The 17,547-nt window shown below is 64.5% G+C and carries 21 protein-coding genes; 15 read left to right on the forward strand and 6 right to left on the reverse strand.

The window, feature by feature from the left end; translation table 11 throughout:
* Positions 1-66: 66 nt before the first annotated feature.
* Both V6590_RS11750 and V6590_RS11755 read left to right on the forward strand, forming a co-directional pair.
* The gene (locus tag V6590_RS11750) at positions 67-540 is read left to right on the forward strand and encodes a UCP036055 family protein (protein WP_335423166.1); all 474 of its coding nucleotides are present in this window, start codon (positions 67-69) and stop codon (positions 538-540) included.
* Positions 541-930: 390 nt separating this feature from the next.
* Positions 931-1,095 carry a hypothetical protein gene (locus V6590_RS11755; RefSeq protein ID WP_197087170.1) on the forward strand — a complete coding sequence of 55 codons (165 nt, stop codon included), beginning with the start codon at positions 931-933 and terminating at the stop codon, positions 1,093-1,095.
* A 153-nt stretch (positions 1,096-1,248) separates the two neighbouring features.
* On the opposite strand, the gene V6590_RS11760 is transcribed toward V6590_RS11755, so the two are convergent.
* The 3 genes from V6590_RS11760 to V6590_RS11770 form a co-directional block, all read right to left on the reverse strand.
* A complete protein-coding gene (locus V6590_RS11760) occupies positions 1,249-2,556 on the reverse strand; it encodes an MFS transporter (RefSeq protein ID WP_335423170.1) in 1,308 nt (435 codons plus the stop codon).
* Positions 2,557-2,814, reverse strand: a complete 258-nt coding sequence (locus V6590_RS11765) for a metal-sensing transcriptional repressor (RefSeq protein WP_335423172.1) — start codon at positions 2,812-2,814, stop codon at positions 2,557-2,559. It abuts the gene before it with no gap.
* A 99-nt stretch (positions 2,815-2,913) separates the two neighbouring features.
* Complete coding sequence (locus V6590_RS11770; protein WP_335423174.1) at positions 2,914-3,099, reverse strand: hypothetical protein; 186 nt, start codon at positions 3,097-3,099, stop codon at positions 2,914-2,916.
* A 190-nt stretch (positions 3,100-3,289) separates the two neighbouring features.
* Here V6590_RS11770 and V6590_RS11775 point away from each other — a divergent pair, with 190 nt between their 5' ends.
* Together V6590_RS11775 and V6590_RS11780 are read left to right on the forward strand one after the other, a co-directional pair.
* Positions 3,290-4,015, forward strand: coding sequence for a HupE/UreJ family protein (locus tag V6590_RS11775; protein WP_335423175.1), 726 nt, complete (start codon positions 3,290-3,292; stop codon positions 4,013-4,015).
* A gap of 16 nt (positions 4,016-4,031) precedes the next feature.
* A complete protein-coding gene (locus V6590_RS11780) occupies positions 4,032-4,889 on the forward strand; it encodes a hypothetical protein (RefSeq protein WP_335423178.1) in 858 nt (285 codons plus the stop codon).
* 132 nt (positions 4,890-5,021) lie between these two features.
* Here V6590_RS11780 and V6590_RS11785 read toward each other — a convergent pair whose 3' ends face one another.
* Positions 5,022-5,339: an H-NS histone family protein gene (locus V6590_RS11785; protein ID WP_335423179.1), complete on the reverse strand. Its 318-nt coding sequence runs from the start codon at positions 5,337-5,339 to the stop codon at positions 5,022-5,024.
* A 422-nt stretch (positions 5,340-5,761) separates the two neighbouring features.
* Here V6590_RS11785 and V6590_RS11790 point away from each other — a divergent pair, with 422 nt between their 5' ends.
* The 4 genes from V6590_RS11790 (at position 5,762) to V6590_RS11805 (ending at position 10,590) form a co-directional block, all read left to right on the forward strand.
* Positions 5,762-6,166 carry a single-stranded DNA-binding protein gene (locus V6590_RS11790; RefSeq protein WP_335423181.1) on the forward strand — a complete coding sequence of 135 codons (405 nt, stop codon included), beginning with the start codon at positions 5,762-5,764 and terminating at the stop codon, positions 6,164-6,166.
* A gap of 130 nt (positions 6,167-6,296) precedes the next feature.
* Positions 6,297-8,561, forward strand: coding sequence for a hypothetical protein (locus V6590_RS11795; RefSeq protein WP_335423182.1), 2,265 nt, complete (start codon positions 6,297-6,299; stop codon positions 8,559-8,561).
* 179 nt (positions 8,562-8,740) lie between these two features.
* Positions 8,741-9,931 (forward strand): Fic family protein, encoded by a 1,191-nt coding sequence (locus tag V6590_RS11800; protein ID WP_335423184.1) that lies wholly within the window; start codon positions 8,741-8,743, stop codon positions 9,929-9,931.
* 494 nt (positions 9,932-10,425) lie between these two features.
* Positions 10,426-10,590 (forward strand): hypothetical protein, encoded by a 165-nt coding sequence (locus tag V6590_RS11805; protein WP_007803240.1) that lies wholly within the window; start codon positions 10,426-10,428, stop codon positions 10,588-10,590.
* Between the two features lie 103 nt (positions 10,591-10,693).
* On the opposite strand, the gene V6590_RS11810 is transcribed toward V6590_RS11805, so the two are convergent.
* On the reverse strand, positions 10,694-11,359 hold the full coding sequence (locus tag V6590_RS11810; protein ID WP_335423262.1) for an ArsR/SmtB family transcription factor: 666 nt from the start codon (positions 11,357-11,359) through the stop codon (positions 10,694-10,696).
* Between the two features lie 88 nt (positions 11,360-11,447).
* Between V6590_RS11810 and V6590_RS11815 the strand changes: the two genes are divergently transcribed.
* The 7 genes from V6590_RS11815 to V6590_RS11845 are packed head-to-tail and all read left to right on the forward strand — an operon-like array spanning position 11,448 to position 16,289.
* Positions 11,448-12,302 (forward strand): sterol desaturase family protein, encoded by an 855-nt coding sequence (locus V6590_RS11815; RefSeq protein ID WP_335423263.1) that lies wholly within the window; start codon positions 11,448-11,450, stop codon positions 12,300-12,302.
* Positions 12,299-13,609: an MFS transporter gene (locus V6590_RS11820; protein WP_335423265.1), complete on the forward strand. Its 1,311-nt coding sequence runs from the start codon at positions 12,299-12,301 to the stop codon at positions 13,607-13,609. Before V6590_RS11815 ends, V6590_RS11820 begins: the two co-directional genes overlap by 4 nt.
* Positions 13,602-14,321: a DUF1499 domain-containing protein gene (locus V6590_RS11825; RefSeq protein ID WP_335423267.1), complete on the forward strand. Its 720-nt coding sequence runs from the start codon at positions 13,602-13,604 to the stop codon at positions 14,319-14,321. Before V6590_RS11820 ends, V6590_RS11825 begins: the two co-directional genes overlap by 8 nt.
* Positions 14,322-14,330: 9 nt before the next feature.
* Entirely contained in the window at positions 14,331-14,684 is a 354-nt protein-coding gene (locus V6590_RS11830; protein WP_335423270.1) for a DsrE/DsrF/TusD sulfur relay family protein, read from the forward strand.
* Positions 14,684-14,980 carry a rhodanese-like domain-containing protein gene (locus V6590_RS11835; protein ID WP_335423271.1) on the forward strand — a complete coding sequence of 99 codons (297 nt, stop codon included), beginning with the start codon at positions 14,684-14,686 and terminating at the stop codon, positions 14,978-14,980. Before V6590_RS11830 ends, V6590_RS11835 begins: the two co-directional genes overlap by 1 nt.
* A gap of 32 nt (positions 14,981-15,012) precedes the next feature.
* On the forward strand, positions 15,013-15,438 hold the full coding sequence (locus tag V6590_RS11840) for a rhodanese-like domain-containing protein (RefSeq protein WP_335423274.1): 426 nt from the start codon (positions 15,013-15,015) through the stop codon (positions 15,436-15,438).
* 56 nt (positions 15,439-15,494) lie between these two features.
* The gene (locus V6590_RS11845) at positions 15,495-16,289 is read left to right on the forward strand and encodes a nucleoside phosphorylase (protein ID WP_335423275.1); all 795 of its coding nucleotides are present in this window, start codon (positions 15,495-15,497) and stop codon (positions 16,287-16,289) included.
* A 5-nt stretch (positions 16,290-16,294) separates the two neighbouring features.
* Here the strand turns inward: V6590_RS11845 and chrA are convergent, their stop codons facing one another.
* A complete protein-coding gene (gene chrA, locus V6590_RS11850) occupies positions 16,295-17,455 on the reverse strand; it encodes a chromate efflux transporter (protein ID WP_335423277.1) in 1,161 nt (386 codons plus the stop codon).
* Positions 17,456-17,547 lie beyond the last annotated feature (92 nt).

The raw sequence follows: 17,547 nt of genomic DNA on the forward strand, positions 1-17,547 counted from the left end.
TTCTCTCACAAAACACAGCAATATCAATATGATGAATGCAAATACTCGCATTCGGGATGAGGAATCATGTCTGCAACAAACATCATCGACACAGCCCCTTTGGGGGCGCTGATCCGTTACACCGACGGCAGTCCCAAGCCGCCGGCACGTTTCACCAAGAAGCTCGCAGCCTGGGAGCGCTCGAACGGCGTTGGCCGCCTTGTGAAGAAGGAGCCTCCCCGGGTCTATCCGACATGGACGGCGCCGGCCTCCTTCACCCTGCATGAAGGGAACTTCTCTTCGGACGGGGTGATCCTCGTCACCATCATGCGCAGCCATTCGGCCGACAGCCGGTTGGTCTTCGAGGTGGCCGAGGAACCGAAGCCCGGGCAGGTCCGCGTGCTTCTGGACTTCGGCGGCAACACTGAATTGCTGCATCTGGCGGAGTCCGTCACCGCGGCGGAGCTCTGGATCGCGCGAGAGGGCTATCGCAACGCGCGGCTTGAAATCGTCGGTGCCGAGGACGGCGATAGGGCAGGGGACGCGGATCTAGCCGCCTGAGCCCTGACATGGCGTGAGGGGCCTGCCGACGGGCGGGCCTCTCACCGATCACGCTATCGTCCCGCGATGTCGCCGGGCACCAAAGGATCCATCCCCCAAAAGACGGAGGTCTTGAACCAAGAGCCTGCCCGGGAGGCGGGCGGCGTTCCAAGCATTAACGGGACAATGGGCTCCTGACGTTGGGGCACCATCCCCCGCTCGCCATTCCCTTCCTTGCCCCGAATCCTGTCCTCGAGATCAACCTGCAAGGGGTCGGACTACGGGCAAGCCCGTGCCGCCGCGTGGATTCGGGCGAGCCGAACGCACCCGGTGATGTCAGCCAGTCTTCGGGCCTGCGGGGTCCTGTCGCGCGGGGGATGGTCCCCCGCGTCCAAGACAGGAGCCAAACAGATGTCCCGCAAAGATGCTCACGCCTTCGCAGCCTCCCTCGCCGCCACGCTCATGGTCTCGATCGTCGTCTTCCAGGCAGGGGATGGATCCTTCGGCGCCGTCCCCGCCGATGAAATCGACGGCGACGAAGTCGTGATCGTTTCGGAATACGATCCCTTCGGGTGAGGCTTCGGCCTCACTTCAGGAGGGCCCGGATACGGCGCCTACGCGCCGCCGGGCCCATCGATGCCCATGTCTGGGCCAAGCACTAGCTGCCTTAGCTCCTGGTGATGCTAGGGTGCCTTGCCACCGTGGACATCTGACCGGGCCTTTCCAGCACTACGCTGCCTTAGGCCAACGACGGTGCAGGTCGTCGATCACGACGGCATGGGCATGACTGGGCCCGTGTTCCGCAAGATGCGGATGGTCGGGCGGCAGGTCGGGGTGGTTGTGCGGCAGGACGGTCTGGTCATCGGCAGGCCAGAGGCGCAGCACAGCCGCAATGCCTGCCGCGCCGATGGCCGCCAGCGTCAGGGCGGCAACCGATAACCCCGCACCCGCGCCAATCCAGCCCGCCAGCGGATAGGTCACCAGCCAGCAGGCGTGAGAGAGGGCGAACTGTGCGGCAAAGACCGCGCCCCGGTCGGTCTCGCGCGCCGAGCGGTTGATGATCCGGCCGATGGGGGTCTGGGTCAGCGAGAATCCGAAGCCGATCAGGGCCCAGAGCGCGATCAGCGCGGCAAGGCCGCTCACCAACGGCACGAGCGCAACGCCAGCAACCATGAGCGCGGCACCCCCGATCATCACCGGACGGTCTTCCCGCCGGTCGAGCATGCGCGGCAGCAGGAAGGCCGCCAGCATCGACCCCGCGCCGAAGCCCGCGAAGGCGAGCGCCACAGATTCCTCGCCTAGGCCCAAGCGGGCCTGCACCAGCACCACCGTGTTCACATAGACCATCGCCCCTGCAGCAGCGACGGCGGCCTCCATCACCATCAGCCCGCGCAGGCGGGGGGTGCGGGTGTAGATGCGGATGCCCTTGGTCACATCGCCCCAGAAATGGCCGGGCTCGGCCCTTGCTCGCGCTGGCAGGCGCGCAGTCACGACCAGAAGGGCCGAGGCGATGAAGCCTGCGACGGTGCCCAGAAACAGCACCGGGAAGCTGACGACCGTCAGAAGGGCCGCCGCCAGCATGGGCGAGACGAGCTGTTCCAGATCCTCGGCCAGCCTAAGCAGCGACAGCGCGTTTGTGTAGTCGTCCTCGTCCTTCAGCACGTCAGGGATCACCGCTTGGAAGGCCGGGGTGAACCCGGCAGATGCTGCCTGCAGGAAGAAGATCAGGACATAGACTTGGCCCACCTGATCCACGAAGGGCAGGAAGGCAATCACCCCCGCTCGGATCAGGTCCAATGCCACAAGGAAGGCCCGACGCGGCAGGCGTTCGGCAATCGCGGCGGCCACTGGGGCCAGGGTCACATAGGCCACCATCTTGATCGCAAGCGCGGTGCCGAGGACCGCCCCCGCATTGTCACCCGCAAGCTGCCAGGCCAACAATCCAAGCGCCACGGTGGCCAGCCCCGTGCCCACCAGCGCCACGATCTGCGCGGCGAAGAGATGGCGGAAGGTCGGGTTTCTCAGCGTGGACAGCATTTACAGGAGCTTCGTAAGGGCCTTGATCTCGGCCAGGTCGTGCGTCCCTTCTCCGGTCAGGCAGTGGTCGATGTGATCGTGGATCAGCGCGCGCTTCGCCTCGGCCACGGCGCGTTCGACGGCATGCAGTTGGGTCGCCAGATCGACGCAGGGCCGTCCCTCCTCGATCATGCCGATGACGCGGCGCAGATGCCCTTCGGCGCGCTTCAGCCGGGCGGCGATGGCGGGGTGGCTTGCGTGGGTGTGATCTTCTGCCATATATCTGAGAGTATCCCCCCAGGGGGGATGAGGCAAGAGAGCGAAGGGGGCCAACCCCGAGGGACGATGATGCGGGCAGGGGAACCAGCATGGCGGGGGTTAAGGGCGCTTTGGGCGGTCCTGTGCCTTGCTCTGTCCCTGGCAATCGCTCCTACCGTTGAAACCGTTAAGCATGGTCCCGGAGCCATGGCCGCCGAGGCCGATCAGCGTGCCTATCACGCCGAGCACGGCCATGAACACGACATCGCTGGCGCGGATCATCACGACTCGAGCGACCACGATCATGTCGGGGCGGCGTTGCTTGCACCGCCCGGGGCGGAAGTTCCCCCGCCACCCGAGCGGACGCTGCGCCCGGACTCCCTTGTGGCCTCCGGCACCATCCGTGATGGCCCGCGACGGCCGCCCCGACTGACGTTGATCTGAGCCGCCGCCCGGCATCCCGGGCGGTCCGATCTCTCACGTCAGGAAACATCACATGATTCAGTTTTTTCGGGCGCACTGGCGCCCCCCGATGCCATGGCAGGCGCTGATCGCCCTCGCCATATTGTTGACCGCCCTGCTGCTTGCAGGCGCGGCCCTTGCCCACAACGTCACCGAAGGCGACGCGGGCTATGTGCAAGAGGTGACGGGCTTCCGCCCCATCGCCTTTATCTACCTGGGCGCCAAGCACATGGTGACGGGCTATGACCATCTGCTTTTCCTCGCCGGGGTGATCTTCTTCCTTTACCGGTCGAAGGACATCGCGACCTATGTCAGCATCTTCGCCATCGGCCATTCGGTCACGATGATCGCCGGTGTCTGGTGGTCCATCTCGATCAACGCCTACATCATTGACGCGATCATCGCGTTCTCGGTGGTCTATAAGGCGCTGGATAACCTGGGCGCCTTCCGGCTGTGGTTCGGGGTCCAGCCGAACACTAAGGCAGCTACACTGGTTTTCGGCCTGCTGCACGGCTTTGGTCTCGCCACCAAAATTCAGGATTACGACATCTCGCCAGACGGGCTTCTGGGCAACCTCATCGCCTTCAACGTGGGCGTCGAACTTGGCCAGCTGATGGCCTTGGCGCTGATCCTGACGGCGATGACCCACTGGCGGGCGCGCCCCGCCTTCGCGCGGCAGGCCTATGCCGCGAATGTCCTGATGATGGTGGCTGGCTTTGCCCTGATGGGCCTGCAGATCACCGGCTATTTCGTCGCCTGAAGGGAGGGCGAGACCCATGACCAACCGTTTCGATTTCTCGAAAGCCCCCTTGCGGGCCGAACCACGCCACCCTGCGGCGGCCGCACCGGTCCAGTCGGTGCCCGCGACACCCGGCGGCCTGATCCGGTCCACGCTGCTGGCCGCCGGGGCGGCAGGGGCGATCCTTGTCCTGTTCTGGCTGCCCGCCGAATACGGGATCGACCCAACCGGCGTCGGCGCGTTGACCGGCCTGACGGAGATGGGCGAGATCAAGCAGCAGCTTGCCGCCGAAGCCGAGGCCGATGCGCAGACCGCAGCGGCGGTGCCGGTTACATCCGGTGCGGCTTTGCCCGTTTCGACCGCCCCCGCGCCAGAAATCCTTGAGCGGCTTGACCGGATCGACGCCCAGCTTGCGGCTCTCTCTGCCGTGATCGGCACCCCGCCTGGCCTGACCGAGCCCGTGGCAGCTGCCGCGGTTCCGGCGGAGCCAGCGCCCGAAGCGGCAGCCCCTGCAGCCGACCTGGTCGAGGCCGCCGTCGCCGAGGCCGCCGCGCCGGAACCTGCCCCCGAACCCGCCACCCCCGAATGGCGCGACGAGGTCAGCTACACCTTGAACCCCGGCGAGGGGATCGAGGTGAAACTCGCCATGGAGGCAGGCCAGACCGTCCGGTTCTTCTGGACGGCGAACGGTAGCGTGGTGAACTTTGATCTTCACGGCGACGGCAGCGGCGAGAGCATCAGCTACGAACAGGGCCGGGCCGTGCCCGAGGCCTCAGGCGACCTCACTGCCGCCTTCACAGGCAACCACGGCTGGTTCTGGCGCAACCGCACCGAGGCGCCGGTCACCGTGACCCTGCGCACGGGTGGGGATTACGCAGAGATCAAGGCTCCGTAATCACTTCGGCTGGGGCAAACCAAATTTGTCTGCCCCAGCCGGGCTCGATGTTTCTAGATCGCACTCATAAGCCGGACGAAAATTCGCTAGCCCCGCTGAAAAACTGCCCTGCGCAGTTTCCACGTCCCCTGACTAGGTTTCCATTTGGCTAGGGGTCTTCCCAGATGCCAGCGCGTCTGCGAACCACTGCGGTTGCCGGCCGCGGCCAGACCAGGTGATGCCTGCGTTCTCAGGGTGATGATACTTCGCCACGGCTGGCGCACGGGTGGTTTTCACCTCAACACCGATCAGGTCGGCGAGGGAGTAGCCCATCTCCTTGGCGATGGCTTCTAGCTTGGTGCGGGCTTCGGCCTTGTGACGGTCCTCATAGGTGGAAATCGCCTTGGCGAGGTCTCTCTGCAATTGCCGCAGTTCCTTGAGCGACATCGCCTCGAGATTTAAATCAGCCACTTGGCCCTCGTGTCCTGTATGATGCGTCCGGGATAGCCGTCAGGTCGAAACATCGCAACTCCCAGAGAAGTCCGCGCGATAGGGCAGTGGGTTGAGGTTGGCTTGAGCCGCCGGGTCGATGCTCTCGAAGATGCTTCAACTCCGTTGCCTTGGCTAGGAAGGCCGAGTTCTGCGAGAGCCCCAGGTCGCCCCTATCCCCGGTGCCATCCCTTCGACTTACAATCCCCTAAGCCTGTTCGGCCTCTGGCGCGCAACCCCGCGTCAGTCCGGGCCGTGTTGCCCCTCTGGGGCTGCCCGCTCCACCCCGGCCCTCTGGAGGTTTCCGGTCGACGTTCCGTCTCCCGTGCACGCCTCGGCCGACAGGCTTTTTCCGGGTCTTGTCGAAGGGACGGTCCCAGGGACAGGAAACACAGGAGCTTACCATGCAGAACATCGTCATCCTCGCCGGCAACATCGGTCAGAAGCCTGTAGTGCGCTCGACCCAAAGCGGCACGAAGATCACCAACTTCACCCTGGCCACCTCGCGGCCGCGCCTCTCGGAAGGTCGCGTGATGCGCGACGAGAACGGCTACCGGGTTATGGACACCGAATGGCACCGCATCACCTGCTTCAACGGCCTCGGCAAGACCGTCGCAGAGCACTGCGAAGAGGGCATGAAGGTCCTCGTCCACGGTCGCATCCACTACACCAAGTGGACCGACGCCACCGGCACCGACCGCTACGGCTGCGAGATCATCGCCGAGAAGGTCGACTTCCTGAGCCGCCCGAAGTCGGCCGAGTTTGAGTCCCCCGAGCTGGTCGACCGCGACGACGAGATCCCGTTCTAAGGAACGGGGTCTCCCCCTCGGGCCCGGCGGGGAAACCCGCCGGGTTCTGGGCTTCGCTCCAGTCGAATGCCCCTCCCGTCCAACCGGTCATTTCGATAGCTGGGCCGCCCCAGAAATCGAAGGATGGAAAATGAAATCAACATCTTCTGCACTCACACCGCGCAAGATCGCAGAATTCTGCAAGGCTCGGCTCACGTCGATTTTCACCGAAGATGAGGTGCGCTTGCTCTATAGCTGCTTGGTCGACCTGCTCGAGCGAAACGAGTACCCACCTTACCGGGGCAGCGGGCTCGACTTGCAGTCTCTGTCCGCCATGCTCGACATCGATGTTGATCGCTTCCGTGCTCATAGGGCAATTCTGCAGCCGATCTTCGACGCTGTAGCACGCGAGGTTTCGAATGCGACCCTGCGTCCGGCCCGCGCCGGAGGCCGATCAACACGCTCCATGCCCAGCGGGCCCGCCATAAACCCCACAGGCGTTCGAGCAACAGGTACCGAGAATGTCCGCAAGAAGCCTGGAGTCCAACCGAAAGCGGTTGTCGAGTTTCCCGAGCCGCTGGACACAACCTGGCAGGATCCTGCGACCTTTGGCGAAGCCCTTCAACTGCATGCCCGCCGTCATGGCGAAACCATCTACCACCTCTACAACGCGGTGGTGAGACCTGAGGATGGCGTCAATCGCAGCACGCTCATCAGCTGGGGGCGCGGCAAGAAGGTCCCGCGCGCTGCGATCAGTCTGGAAATCTTGGGACGCATCGAGCGGCGCTATCGTCTGCCGGCGGGCTACTTTCTGAGCCTGTCTGGCCTGCCCGACCGAGCACCAGGCGATTTTGATCTAGATAACATCTCGCCGTCTGAGCGCCGGCGTCTGGCGTGGCACCTCCCCGAGGATTTCAACCGCAGGCCAAGCCAGGAGAAGGCGGAAATCCTGAATTGGGTCCGAACAGTGATCATCAGCGGGTCCACGGACTACCGGAGGTATCAGGCGGAGGCCATTCGCCAACGCTATGCGGTTCGTTTCAGCTGTGCTTCGGGGCCGGTTCGCAAGTCGTCATCGGCGCGGACGCCGGAGGAATCCGGCATCATCATCGCGCCCAAACGCCTGAACGACGAGATGGCCGACCTTCTGCGTTTCAAAACGTCGACCTTCGCCGCCTTCGGCATGCAACGGAATGGGGTGTGGGGGACGGAAACCGCCTCCCAGAAGGTGGAGCATTTCGGGCTGTGGTTCGGGGCGTTCGTGGCCCCACCCGAGAGCGACGTGCAGGGGCTCGGCGTCGATCCGAAGCTCTTGACCTTTGCCATGATGATCTTTCCGCAGGTCTGGGACTGGTACCTTCACTGGCGGGAGCGTCGGCGCGGCTTTTACACGAAATGGGAGATCGACCTGCTCTCGATTGCTGCGGCGATCTCTCGGGACGAGACCGGTTGGCTGCGCCAATCGCCCCGTATGGGCAGCAGCCTTCGTCCGATCGAAGGCTTGGTTACCGAGGCCGACATCATCGCTGTGCAGTCGGATTGGTCTACCGCCTGCGACCGTATGTACAAGCACGCCCGTCGGCGTATCAAGGAGATCGACCGTGTTGCCCGGGTTCATCGAGACCCCTTCGAGCCCATCCTGCCGGTGCTTGAAGCGCCAAGCCCGGTCGGCGAGTACCGCAAGATCACCGAAGAAATCCTGCAGCGGATGCCAGATGAACGGCACAACGCACGCGCAGCGGCAGAAGCTGTTCGGGCATTCCTGATGCTGCGCATCGGTCTTCACACAGGGCTGCGTCAGAAGAACTTGCGCGAACTGATGCTGTGCCAGCCTGGTACCTTGCCGACCTCAGAGCGCAAGCTGGAGGACACGAAGCGTGGCGAGTTGCGTTGGAGCAGCCGCGACCAAGGGTGGGAGATCCTGATCCCGTCGGTCGCTTTCAAGAACGCCAACTCGTCGTTCTTCGGATCAAAACCATTTCGTCTGATCCTGCCGGACCTCGGGCGGCTATACGAACTGATTGAAGCTTGGATCGAGCGCCATCGCGCGCGCCTGATCGGCGAGGCGGCTGACCCGGGAACGTTTTTCGTCAAGACGGCGAAGATGACGAGCACCAACGCGGCTTACTGCCAGAACACGTTCTATGAGGCATGGCGCACCGCGATTCAACGCTACGGCATCTATAACCCATGGACCAAGCGCGGGGCCATCGAAGGCCTTCTGCCGCATGGCCCACATAACGTACGGGATGTTCTGGCAACCCACATCCTCAAGCGCACCGGATCCTATGAGCAGGCAAGTTATGCCATTCAGGATACGCCCGACATGGTCGCACAGCACTACGGCCGGTTCCTGCCGCAGGACAAATCCGAGATCGCGGCACGGATCCTGAACCAGGTCTGGGAAGCGGCCTGATCAATCAAGAAGAGTTGTGGATCTGGAAGTCTCCCGGTCCACAGCCCAGAGCAGAGAGCGGCAAGTCCTAGTGGCATGCGCTAGTGGCAGAAAGCCGATTTACCATAGATTTTTCCGATGCCGCAGAATATGTTACTTCCGACTGTTAGTGGCATTCTGGAGTCCGTTTGACGTATATCGTGTCCCCATCGCGGATCGAGCCTGCCCGGCTCGAAGATGGCATCCCGCTTGACCTGGTCGAGACGGCAAACCGGCTGATCCAGTCAGCCCGCGGTTTGGGTCGCAATTTACCTGCCCGAACCTTGTCCGACCTTGCCGCGATGGTGCGGATGATGAACAGCTACTACTCCAACCGGATCGAGGGCAACAACACCCGACCGCGCGACATCGAACGCGCACTGGCCGGCGACTTTGACGCCGATCCAGGACGCCGGGCGCTGCAGCAAGAACATGCGGCGCATGTCCGCCTGCAGGAAGAGATCGACCGCCGGGCGGTCGAGGGCACGCTTGCAGACCCGAGTGATCCGTCGTTCATCAAATGGCTGCACGAAGCCTTCTATGAAGGTGCCACTGAAGAGATGCTGACGCTGCGCCATGGGGGCCAAGTGGTCCGGATCGTGCCCGGAGAATGGCGGCAGGGCGACGTAGAGGTTGGCGCCCATGTTCCGCCTCCGTTTGACGCCGTTCCCTCGTTTATGGCGCATTTCCACACCCGGTTTCAGCTGGATTGGCTGCATGGTCAGGTCACGCGCACACTTGCCGTGGCGACGGCGCACCATCGCTTCAACTTCATTCACCCGTTCTACGATGGGAACGGCCGTGTCAGTCGTCTGATGTCGCACGCAATGGCGCATCATGCGGGCATTGGGGCAGGGGGGCTCTGGTCTGTTTCGCGCGGGCTGGCGCGAGGTCTTCAGGATGGCCTTCCGGGTCGTGAGGAATATCGCGAGATGATGCAACTTGCCGACCGTGTCCGTCAGGGCGATCGTGACGGGCGCGGGAACTTGTCGTTGGCAGCGCTGGTCAGCTTTACCAAATGGTTCCTCGCGGTTTGCGAGGATCAGGTCAGCTTCATGGCGGGCATGTTCGACTTTGACCGATTGGGTGAGCGGCTGGCCCGTTACGCTGCGCTCTCGGGTCTGGGCGACAGGGCAGGGGACTTGCTGCGCATCATCCTCCTGCGGGGTGAGGTCGACCGTGGTGATGTGGCGGCCCTGCTGGGCGTGGCCCCGCGAACAGCACGGGCCACAATGAAAATCCTCCTAGACGATGGGGTTGTCGGCTCCGAGACTCCGCGTGGTGCCTTGATGCTGCGTTTTCCCAGCAAAACCCACGATGTGCTGTTTCCACGCTTGTTCGACGCAGTCTAACGGCTGCCAAGTTCTGGATCGTGAGGGAAGGTGATCGCAACGCGCGGCTCAAATTCGTCGGTACGGAGGACGGCGAAAGGGCAGGGGGCGCGGACCTGGCCGCTTGAGCGCTGACAATGCGTGAGGGGCCTGCTCATGCGCGGGCCTCTCACCGACCACAACCCCGTCCCGCGATGTCGCGGGGCGCCAAAGGATCCATCCCCCATACCTAGATACTCAACCAAGAGCCTGGCCGGGAGGCGGGCAGCGTTAGAGGCATCAGCGAGACAATAGGCTCCTGACGTTGGGGAACAATCCCCCGCTCGCCATTCCCTTCCTTGCCCCGAATCCTGTCTTCGAGATCAACCCGCGAGGGGTCGGACTACGGGCAAGCCCGTGCCGCCGGGTGGATTCGGGCGAGCCGAACGCACCCGGTGATGTCAGCCAGTCGTCGGGCCTGCGGGGTCCTGTCGCGCGGGGGATGGTCCCCCGCCTCCAAGACAGGAGCCAAACAGATGTCCCGCAAAGATGCTCACGCCTTCGCAGCCTCCCTCGCCGCCACGCTCATGGTCTCGATCGTCGTCTTCCAGGCAGGGGATGGAACCTTCGGCGCCGTCCCCGCCGATGAAATCGACGGCGACGAAGTCGTGATCGTCTCGGAATACGATCCCTTCGGGTGAGGCTTCGGCCTCACTTTTCGAGGGCCCGGGCACGGCGCAGGTGCGCCTCCGGGCCTTTCGCCGACCGTCTGGCCTTGCGCCGATTAAACGGGCCGTCATCGGACTATTGCGTGCCTGCCAGCACTGGCAGGCCATCCTCTCGCCATTCCGGCAAACCGCCGTCAAGGCGGCGCGCATTGAGGCCGTGTTTGCGCAGAGCGGCCACAGCCTGGTGGGCATAGATGCAATAGGGCCCCCTGCAATAGGCCACGATTTCGGTGGCCGGATCGAGCGTCGGGACGATCCGTTCGATCTCCGTCAGCGTCATGTTGAGCGCACCCGGAATGTGACCTGTGGCGTATTCGTCTGCAGGGCGTACATCGAGCACGGTCACAGAACCCTCGGCGATCCGGGCTGCCAGGTCTTCCCTGCTGACCGGCTCGGGCGCATCCTCGCCGCCCGAGAGGCCCCGCAGGATGCGCTCGACCTGCGCAAGGTTGCGCTCCGCCACGATGCGTAGAAGGTCCATGAGCGCGAGCGTCTTCGCGTCGGTCAGCCGGTAGATCACTGCTTTGCCGTCACGGCGGCTGGTTACGAGAGCGGCCCGGCGTAACTGTTGCAGATGCTGCGAGCAGTTGGCGATGGTCAGGCCCGTCTTGTCGGCAAGTGCCTCCACTCCGCGCTCGCCTTGCGCCAGTTGTTCCAGCAGCATCAGACGCGCCGGAGCCGACAAGGCGCGTGCGACGAGGGCGTATTCCTCCAGCAGGGCCAGCTTCGGGCTGATTGACAAGGCGTGTCTCCTGACGCTACATCATTCAAGCGATGAATTGAATAATAGCGATTCCATCGCGCCCCACAAGCCCCAAGGCCAGCGATCAATGTCCGAGACCATCCTTGCCACTGAGGCAACCATCCGTCTTGCCATCTTTCTGGGTGTTCTGGCAGCGATGGCGCTGTGGGAAGTGGCAGCCCCCCGGCGGAGACGGGAGATCCCGCGGGTGATCCGCTGGACCAATAATCTTGCGCTCGTGGTGGTCGACACAATCATCCTGCGGCTGTCCTTCCCGTTTCTCGCGGTCGGTCTGGCCGTCATGGCCGAGGATCGTGGCTGGGGCCTGTTCAACAATCTCGATGTGCCGGTCTGGGTCGCGATCATCGTCTCGATGCTGCTGCTTGATCTGGCGATCTACCTGCAACACGTCATGTTCCATGCGGTCCCCGGCCTCTGGCGGCTGCACCGGATGCACCACGCCGATCTCGACTTCGATGCAACCACAGGGCTGCGCTTCCATCCCGTGGAAATCCTCATCTCGATGGGGATCAAGCTGGCGGCGGTCGCGGCGCTCGGACCGCCCGCCGTCGCGGTGCTGCTGTTCGAGGTGATCCTGAACGCTATCGCGCTTTTCAACCACGCCAACATCGACCTGCCGCGCCCGGTGGACCGCGTGCTGCGCCTCATATTCGTGACGCCGGACATGCACCGCGTCCACCATTCCACCGACCCGCGCGAGACCAACTCGAACTACGGCTTCAACCTGCCGTGGTGGGACCGGCTGCTCGGCACCTACATCGCCCAGCCCGCCAAGGGACATGAGGGGATGGAGATCGGCATCGAGCAGTTCCGCACGCGGCGCGATCTCTGGCTTGATCGGATGCTGGTCCAGCCGCTGCGCGGACCGGCCAGTGGCCATGCGCTCGATCCGCGCATCACGACGAAGGATACCGCCGAATGACTGCCACCGTCTTCACGCGTGGCATCCGCGAGAACCGGGTGCAGGTCGCCCATCAACTGATCCAGGTGATGCTAGTGGGTTTCGCCATCGGCATGACGCGGACGGTGGTCCCGGGTCTGGCCGAGAGCGAGTTCGGGCTAGAGCGCGGCTCGTTCCTCTTGCTCGCCTCCTTCGTGGTGGCCTTCGGCGCGGTGAAGGCGGTGATGAACTTCGTCGCCGGGCGTTGGTCCGAGCGGATCGGGCGCAAGCGCGTGCTGTTCTGGGGTTGGGTCGTGGCGCTGCCGATCCCCGTGATGATCTGGTATGCGCCCGACTGGAACTGGATCGTCGCCGCGACCGTGCTGTTGGGCGTCAACCAGGGCCTTTGCTGGTCAATGACGCAGACCGCCAAGCTCGACATCACCAAGGCCGAGGAGCGGGGTCTCACCATGGGGCTGAACGAGTTCTCGGGCTATGTCGGCGTCGCGATCGCGGGCATCCTAACCGCCTATGCCGCCGAATGGCTGGGGCCACGTGTTGGCTTGTTGGTTTTCGGCATGGCGGTGGTCCTGCTGGCGCTAGTCCTGACGGTTGTCTGGGTCAAGGACACTCTGCCATGGGCTAAGGCGGAGACGGCCGCGCACAAGGCAGCACCCCCGAAATCCCTGCCGCGCTACCCCGAAGGCGTGTCCGAGCATCCCACAACGGGCGAGGTCTTCGCGCTGATGAGCTGGCGCGACCGCCGCCTCTTCGCGATCTCCCAAGCGGGGCTTGTCGAGAAGTTCGTCGATGCGCTGGTCTGGGCGCTGTTCCCGGTCTTTCTCGTGACGCAAGGCGCGACCCTCACCGAGGTCGGCTGGATCGTCGGCACCTACGGTTTTGTCTGGGGCGGCTCGCAGCTTGTCACCGGGCGGCTGTCGGACCATGTCGGTCGGTTCTGGCCCAACGTGCTCGGCATGTGGATCTGCGGCGCGGGCGTGGCGATGGTCGTCATGGGGACCGGCGCGCTCTGGTGGTCGGTCTCGGCTGGGGTAGCGGGCTTTGGCATGGCGCTTCTCTACCCGAACCTCTCAGCGGCGGTCGCCGACATCACGCCGCCCGCCTGGCGCGGCTCGGCCATCGGCATCTATCGCTTCTGGCGCGACCTCGGCTACGCGATCGGCGCTCTCGGTCTCGGGCTGGCGGCCAGCCTGACCGGCACTGCGGAAGCGGCCTTCTGGTTCGTCGCGATCTCCATGTTCGTCTCCGGCGGCCTGCTGTTCTGGCTGTCTGAAGAGACGCACCCCCGGCTCAACCCCGCCAGCCCACGGGAGCTTGCAGATGCCTGACACGCTTGCCCGCCCTCTGGGCTTCCTTTCGATCTTTTTGGGCGCTGCCTCGATCGCGCTTCTTGCAGTTTCTGTCTGGGGTTTCCGGGCGGGCGGCTGGCCCTGGCCGCAGGCCTATGACCTTGCCGGCTGGGGGGCGTGGGCGGCAGGTGCGGGCGTCATCGCCGCGCTGGCTGGGCTGGTGGTCTGGCTCCGCCGCAGGAAGGGCGGCGCTGGAGTGGTCCTGCTGGGGCTGATCCTGTCGCTGCCCGTCGCGGGCCTTGGCGCCGCCTTCGAGATCGCCGCACGCACCATGCCGCCGATCAACGACATCTCGACCGACACCGAAGATCCGCCGGTTTTCTGGTTCACGGCCACACCCAGCGACTACCCGGCGCAGAACGCCGAGCCGCAGCGCGCTGCCTATGCTGATGTGCGTCCGCTGGAGCTACCGCTGCCCGTTGACGAGGCCTTCGCCGCGGCGATCGGCCTCGTGGAAGAGCGCGGCTGGGAGGTGCTGTCGGCCGATCCCGAGGAGAGCCAAATCGAGGCGATCGCCCGGAGCCGGCTCTTCGGCTTCGAGGACGAGGTGGCGATCCGCGTCACAGAAACCGAAACCGGCGCCCGCATCGACATGCGCTCGCGCTCGCGCCTCGGCCAGATCGACCGCGGCGCCAATGCCCGGCGCATCGAAGCGTATCTCGCCGATCTCGAAGCGCGCGCCCCGACCTGAGGACCCAAGATGAAACACCTGATCCTTCTGAACGACCCACCCTATGGAACCGAGCGCAGCTTCAACGGCCTGCGCATGGCCCACGCGCTGGCGAAGAACGACCCGGAGGCCGAGATCACCGTTTTCCTGATGGCCGACGCGGTGCTCTGCGCCAAGGCGGGGCAGAAGACGCCCGATGGCTACTACAACCTCGAGCGGATGCTCCGCAGGGTTCTTTCGTCGAAGGGGCGCGTCCTGATGTGCGGCACCTGCATGGACGCGCGCGGCCTTGCAGAGGGCGACATGATGGAGGGCGCGACCCGCTCCACCATGGACGAACTCGCGCAAGGAACGCTCGCTGCCGACAAGGTGCTGGTGTTCTGATGGCCGGGATGCTGACGCTCGCCACCCTCGCGGCCGATCCGGATCGCTTTCACCTGATTGATGTGCGCGACGCCGAAGACTACGCCACGGCCCATGTGACGGGTGCCATGCATATCCCGCTGGTTGCACTCGAAGACCGGGCGGGTGAACTCCCTGCCGGCAGAACACCCGTGACCATCTGCGGCAAAGGCGGCGGGCGCTCCGCCGAGGGCGCGGAGATCCTGAACAGGCTCGGCCACCCGGACGCCGTCTGGCTCGAAGGCGGCACGATCGGCTGGCTCGCGCAGAACACCTGAACACCAAGAAACCGGAACGGAGGAGACCCCGGATGACCCTGAAGCACCTAATTTTGGCGACGACCGTCGCGCTCGGGCTGCAGGCAGCGCCCGCCCTGGCGCAGGACGCCGCCGTTGAGGCCATGCAGGAATACATGATGTTCTCGGAGTACGAGTCCGGCATCATCCTGCCCCAGCAGATCGACCAGAGCGTCTTCGAGACGGCGCTCTTCGTCGATACCCGTGACGCAGGCCAGTTCGAGGAAGGCACGATCCCCGGTGCCGTCAACATCGAGTGGCGCGAAGTGCTCGACCGGATCGACGAGATCCCCGAGGATCGCATGACCATCCTGTTCTGCAACACCGGCAGCTTGTCGGCGCAGGCTGCCTTCGCGCTGCGTGTAGCAGGACGGTCGAACGTCGTCGTCATGCAGACGGGCTTCACCGGCTGGCAGCAGGACGCGGCATACAAGCCCTGATCCGCTAATCCCTCGGTCGGGCGGTGCCCCGCTCGACCTACCCTGCAGGAAACACCGTGCCCAACGTCACAAAGCCGCTGCCGCCGATTCTGTCAGACAAGCATCACGACGCCCCGTCGGCCTTCACGCCCGAAAGCCTGCTGCGCGAGGCGCGCCGCCAGAAAGGTGCGGAGTCTGTCGCAGTGCCGAAGGTCTGCCTGCTCGACCCCGACGGCGACATCGTGCGTCAACTCCGCGCCGAGGCTCGCGCGCGGCGGCACGAAGGATGGGTCTGCTACCACACCGATATGTGGGTGTTTGATCTGGACGGTCACGAGATCGGCGTCGTGGGCTGCGCTGTCGGCGCGTCCTTCGCCGTTCTGGTCGCAGAGGAGATGTTTGCCTCGGGATGCAAGCTTCTGATCAGCGTGACCTCCTCGGGACAGATCATGCCGCAGGGCGCACCGCCCTATTTCATCCTGATCGACCGGGCATGGCGCGACGAAGGCACGAGCTATCACTACCTGCCGCCATCCGACTGGAGCGCCGCGCCCGAGCAGCTTCTTTCCCGACTGGATGGCGCATTCGAGGGCGGTCCCCGCGTGCTGACCGGGGCGACCTGGACCACCGACGCCCCGTTCCGCGAGACGGAGGCCGCCATCGCTGCGGCGCGGTCGCGTGGCATTCTGGCGGTCGAGATGGAAGCGGCGGCGCTCTATGCATTTGCCAAGGCACGGGATCGCGACGTGATCTGCCTTGCGCATGTCACCAACCAGATGGGCACCATCGAGGGCGACTTCGAAAAGGGCGAGGCGAACGGCACCGCCGATGCCATGGCGGTGGTGTCGCGGATTGTAACTCGCCTCGCTTGAGGTTTTCAGGCTGTAAGGGACAGAGCGATACCGCCCAACGCGGCAATGATCACGACGCCCCAGGGGGGCATCTTCCAGGCCATCAGGAGGACGAAGCAGGTCAAGGCCAGTGCGAAATCGCGCATGTCGCCGATGGCACTGGTGAACACTGGAGAATAGAGCGCAGCACCCAGAATGCCCACGACGGCGGCATTTGCGCCCTGCATCAGCGACTGCGCGCGCGCCATCGACCGGAACTGATCCCAGAACGGGAGGACGCCGATCAGGATCAAAAAGCCCGGAAGGAAGACCGCCACGAGGGCGATCATTGAACCAAGCACACCATTCGGTTCGGGCCCAAGAACCGCGCCCAGATAAGCAGCAAAGGTGAACAAAGGTCCCGGCACCGCCTGTGCCGCACCGTAGCCGGCAAGGAAGGCATCCGGCGCAACCCAACCGGGTTGCACCACCTCTGCCTCCAAGAGCGGCAGCACGACATGGCCGCCGCCAAAGACCAGCGCTCCGGCGCGGTAGAAGCTGTCGAAGACCGCCAGTGCCTGCCTTTGTCCCGCGAGCAGCGGCAGGACCACGAGAAGCCCGACGAAGACCAACAGTGCCGCCCCCGCGATGCCGCGCGTCACCGGCATGGTGATATGCCCACCGACAGGCGCGCCCGTGCCGCGGCCAAGGGCAAGGCCAAGCGCCGCACCGACGATGATCGCGCCGATCATCCCTATGGCACCCGGCAGAAAAGCCAGCATCGCGACCGCGACGACCGCAATCGCAGCACGTTCCTTATCCGGGCAAAGATTCTTCGCCATGCCCCAGACCGCCTGCGCGACAATCGCCACCGCGACAATCTTGAGGCCATCCAAAGCGCCGGTGCCGATCGGCCCCGCGATGCTGGCCGCCGTCGTGGCAAAGACCAGCAGGATCAGCGCCGAGGGCAGGGTGAAGGCGATGAAGGCCGCAAGCGCGCCCAACCAGCCTGCGCGCATCATGCCAAGTGCAAAGCCGACCTGGCTGGAGGCCGGGCCGGGCAGGAACTGACAGAGCGCCACCAGATCGGCGTAGGCTTGGTCGGACAGCCATTTGCGTCGGTTGACCAGTTCCTCGCGGAAATAACCCAAATGCGCGATCGGCCCGCCGAAAGAGGTCAGGCCGAGCTTCAGGAAGGTCAAGAACACCTCTCGCGCCGTGCCACGGGTCGGTCCCTTCGCCGCTATCTGGTCCTGATCCTGCAATTCTCTATCCCGTTTGTCGAAATCCTACGCCTTGT

It is taken from the genome of Gemmobacter denitrificans (assembly GCF_036964905.1).
Classification (GTDB): Bacteria; Pseudomonadota; Alphaproteobacteria; order Rhodobacterales; family Rhodobacteraceae; genus Gemmobacter; species Gemmobacter denitrificans.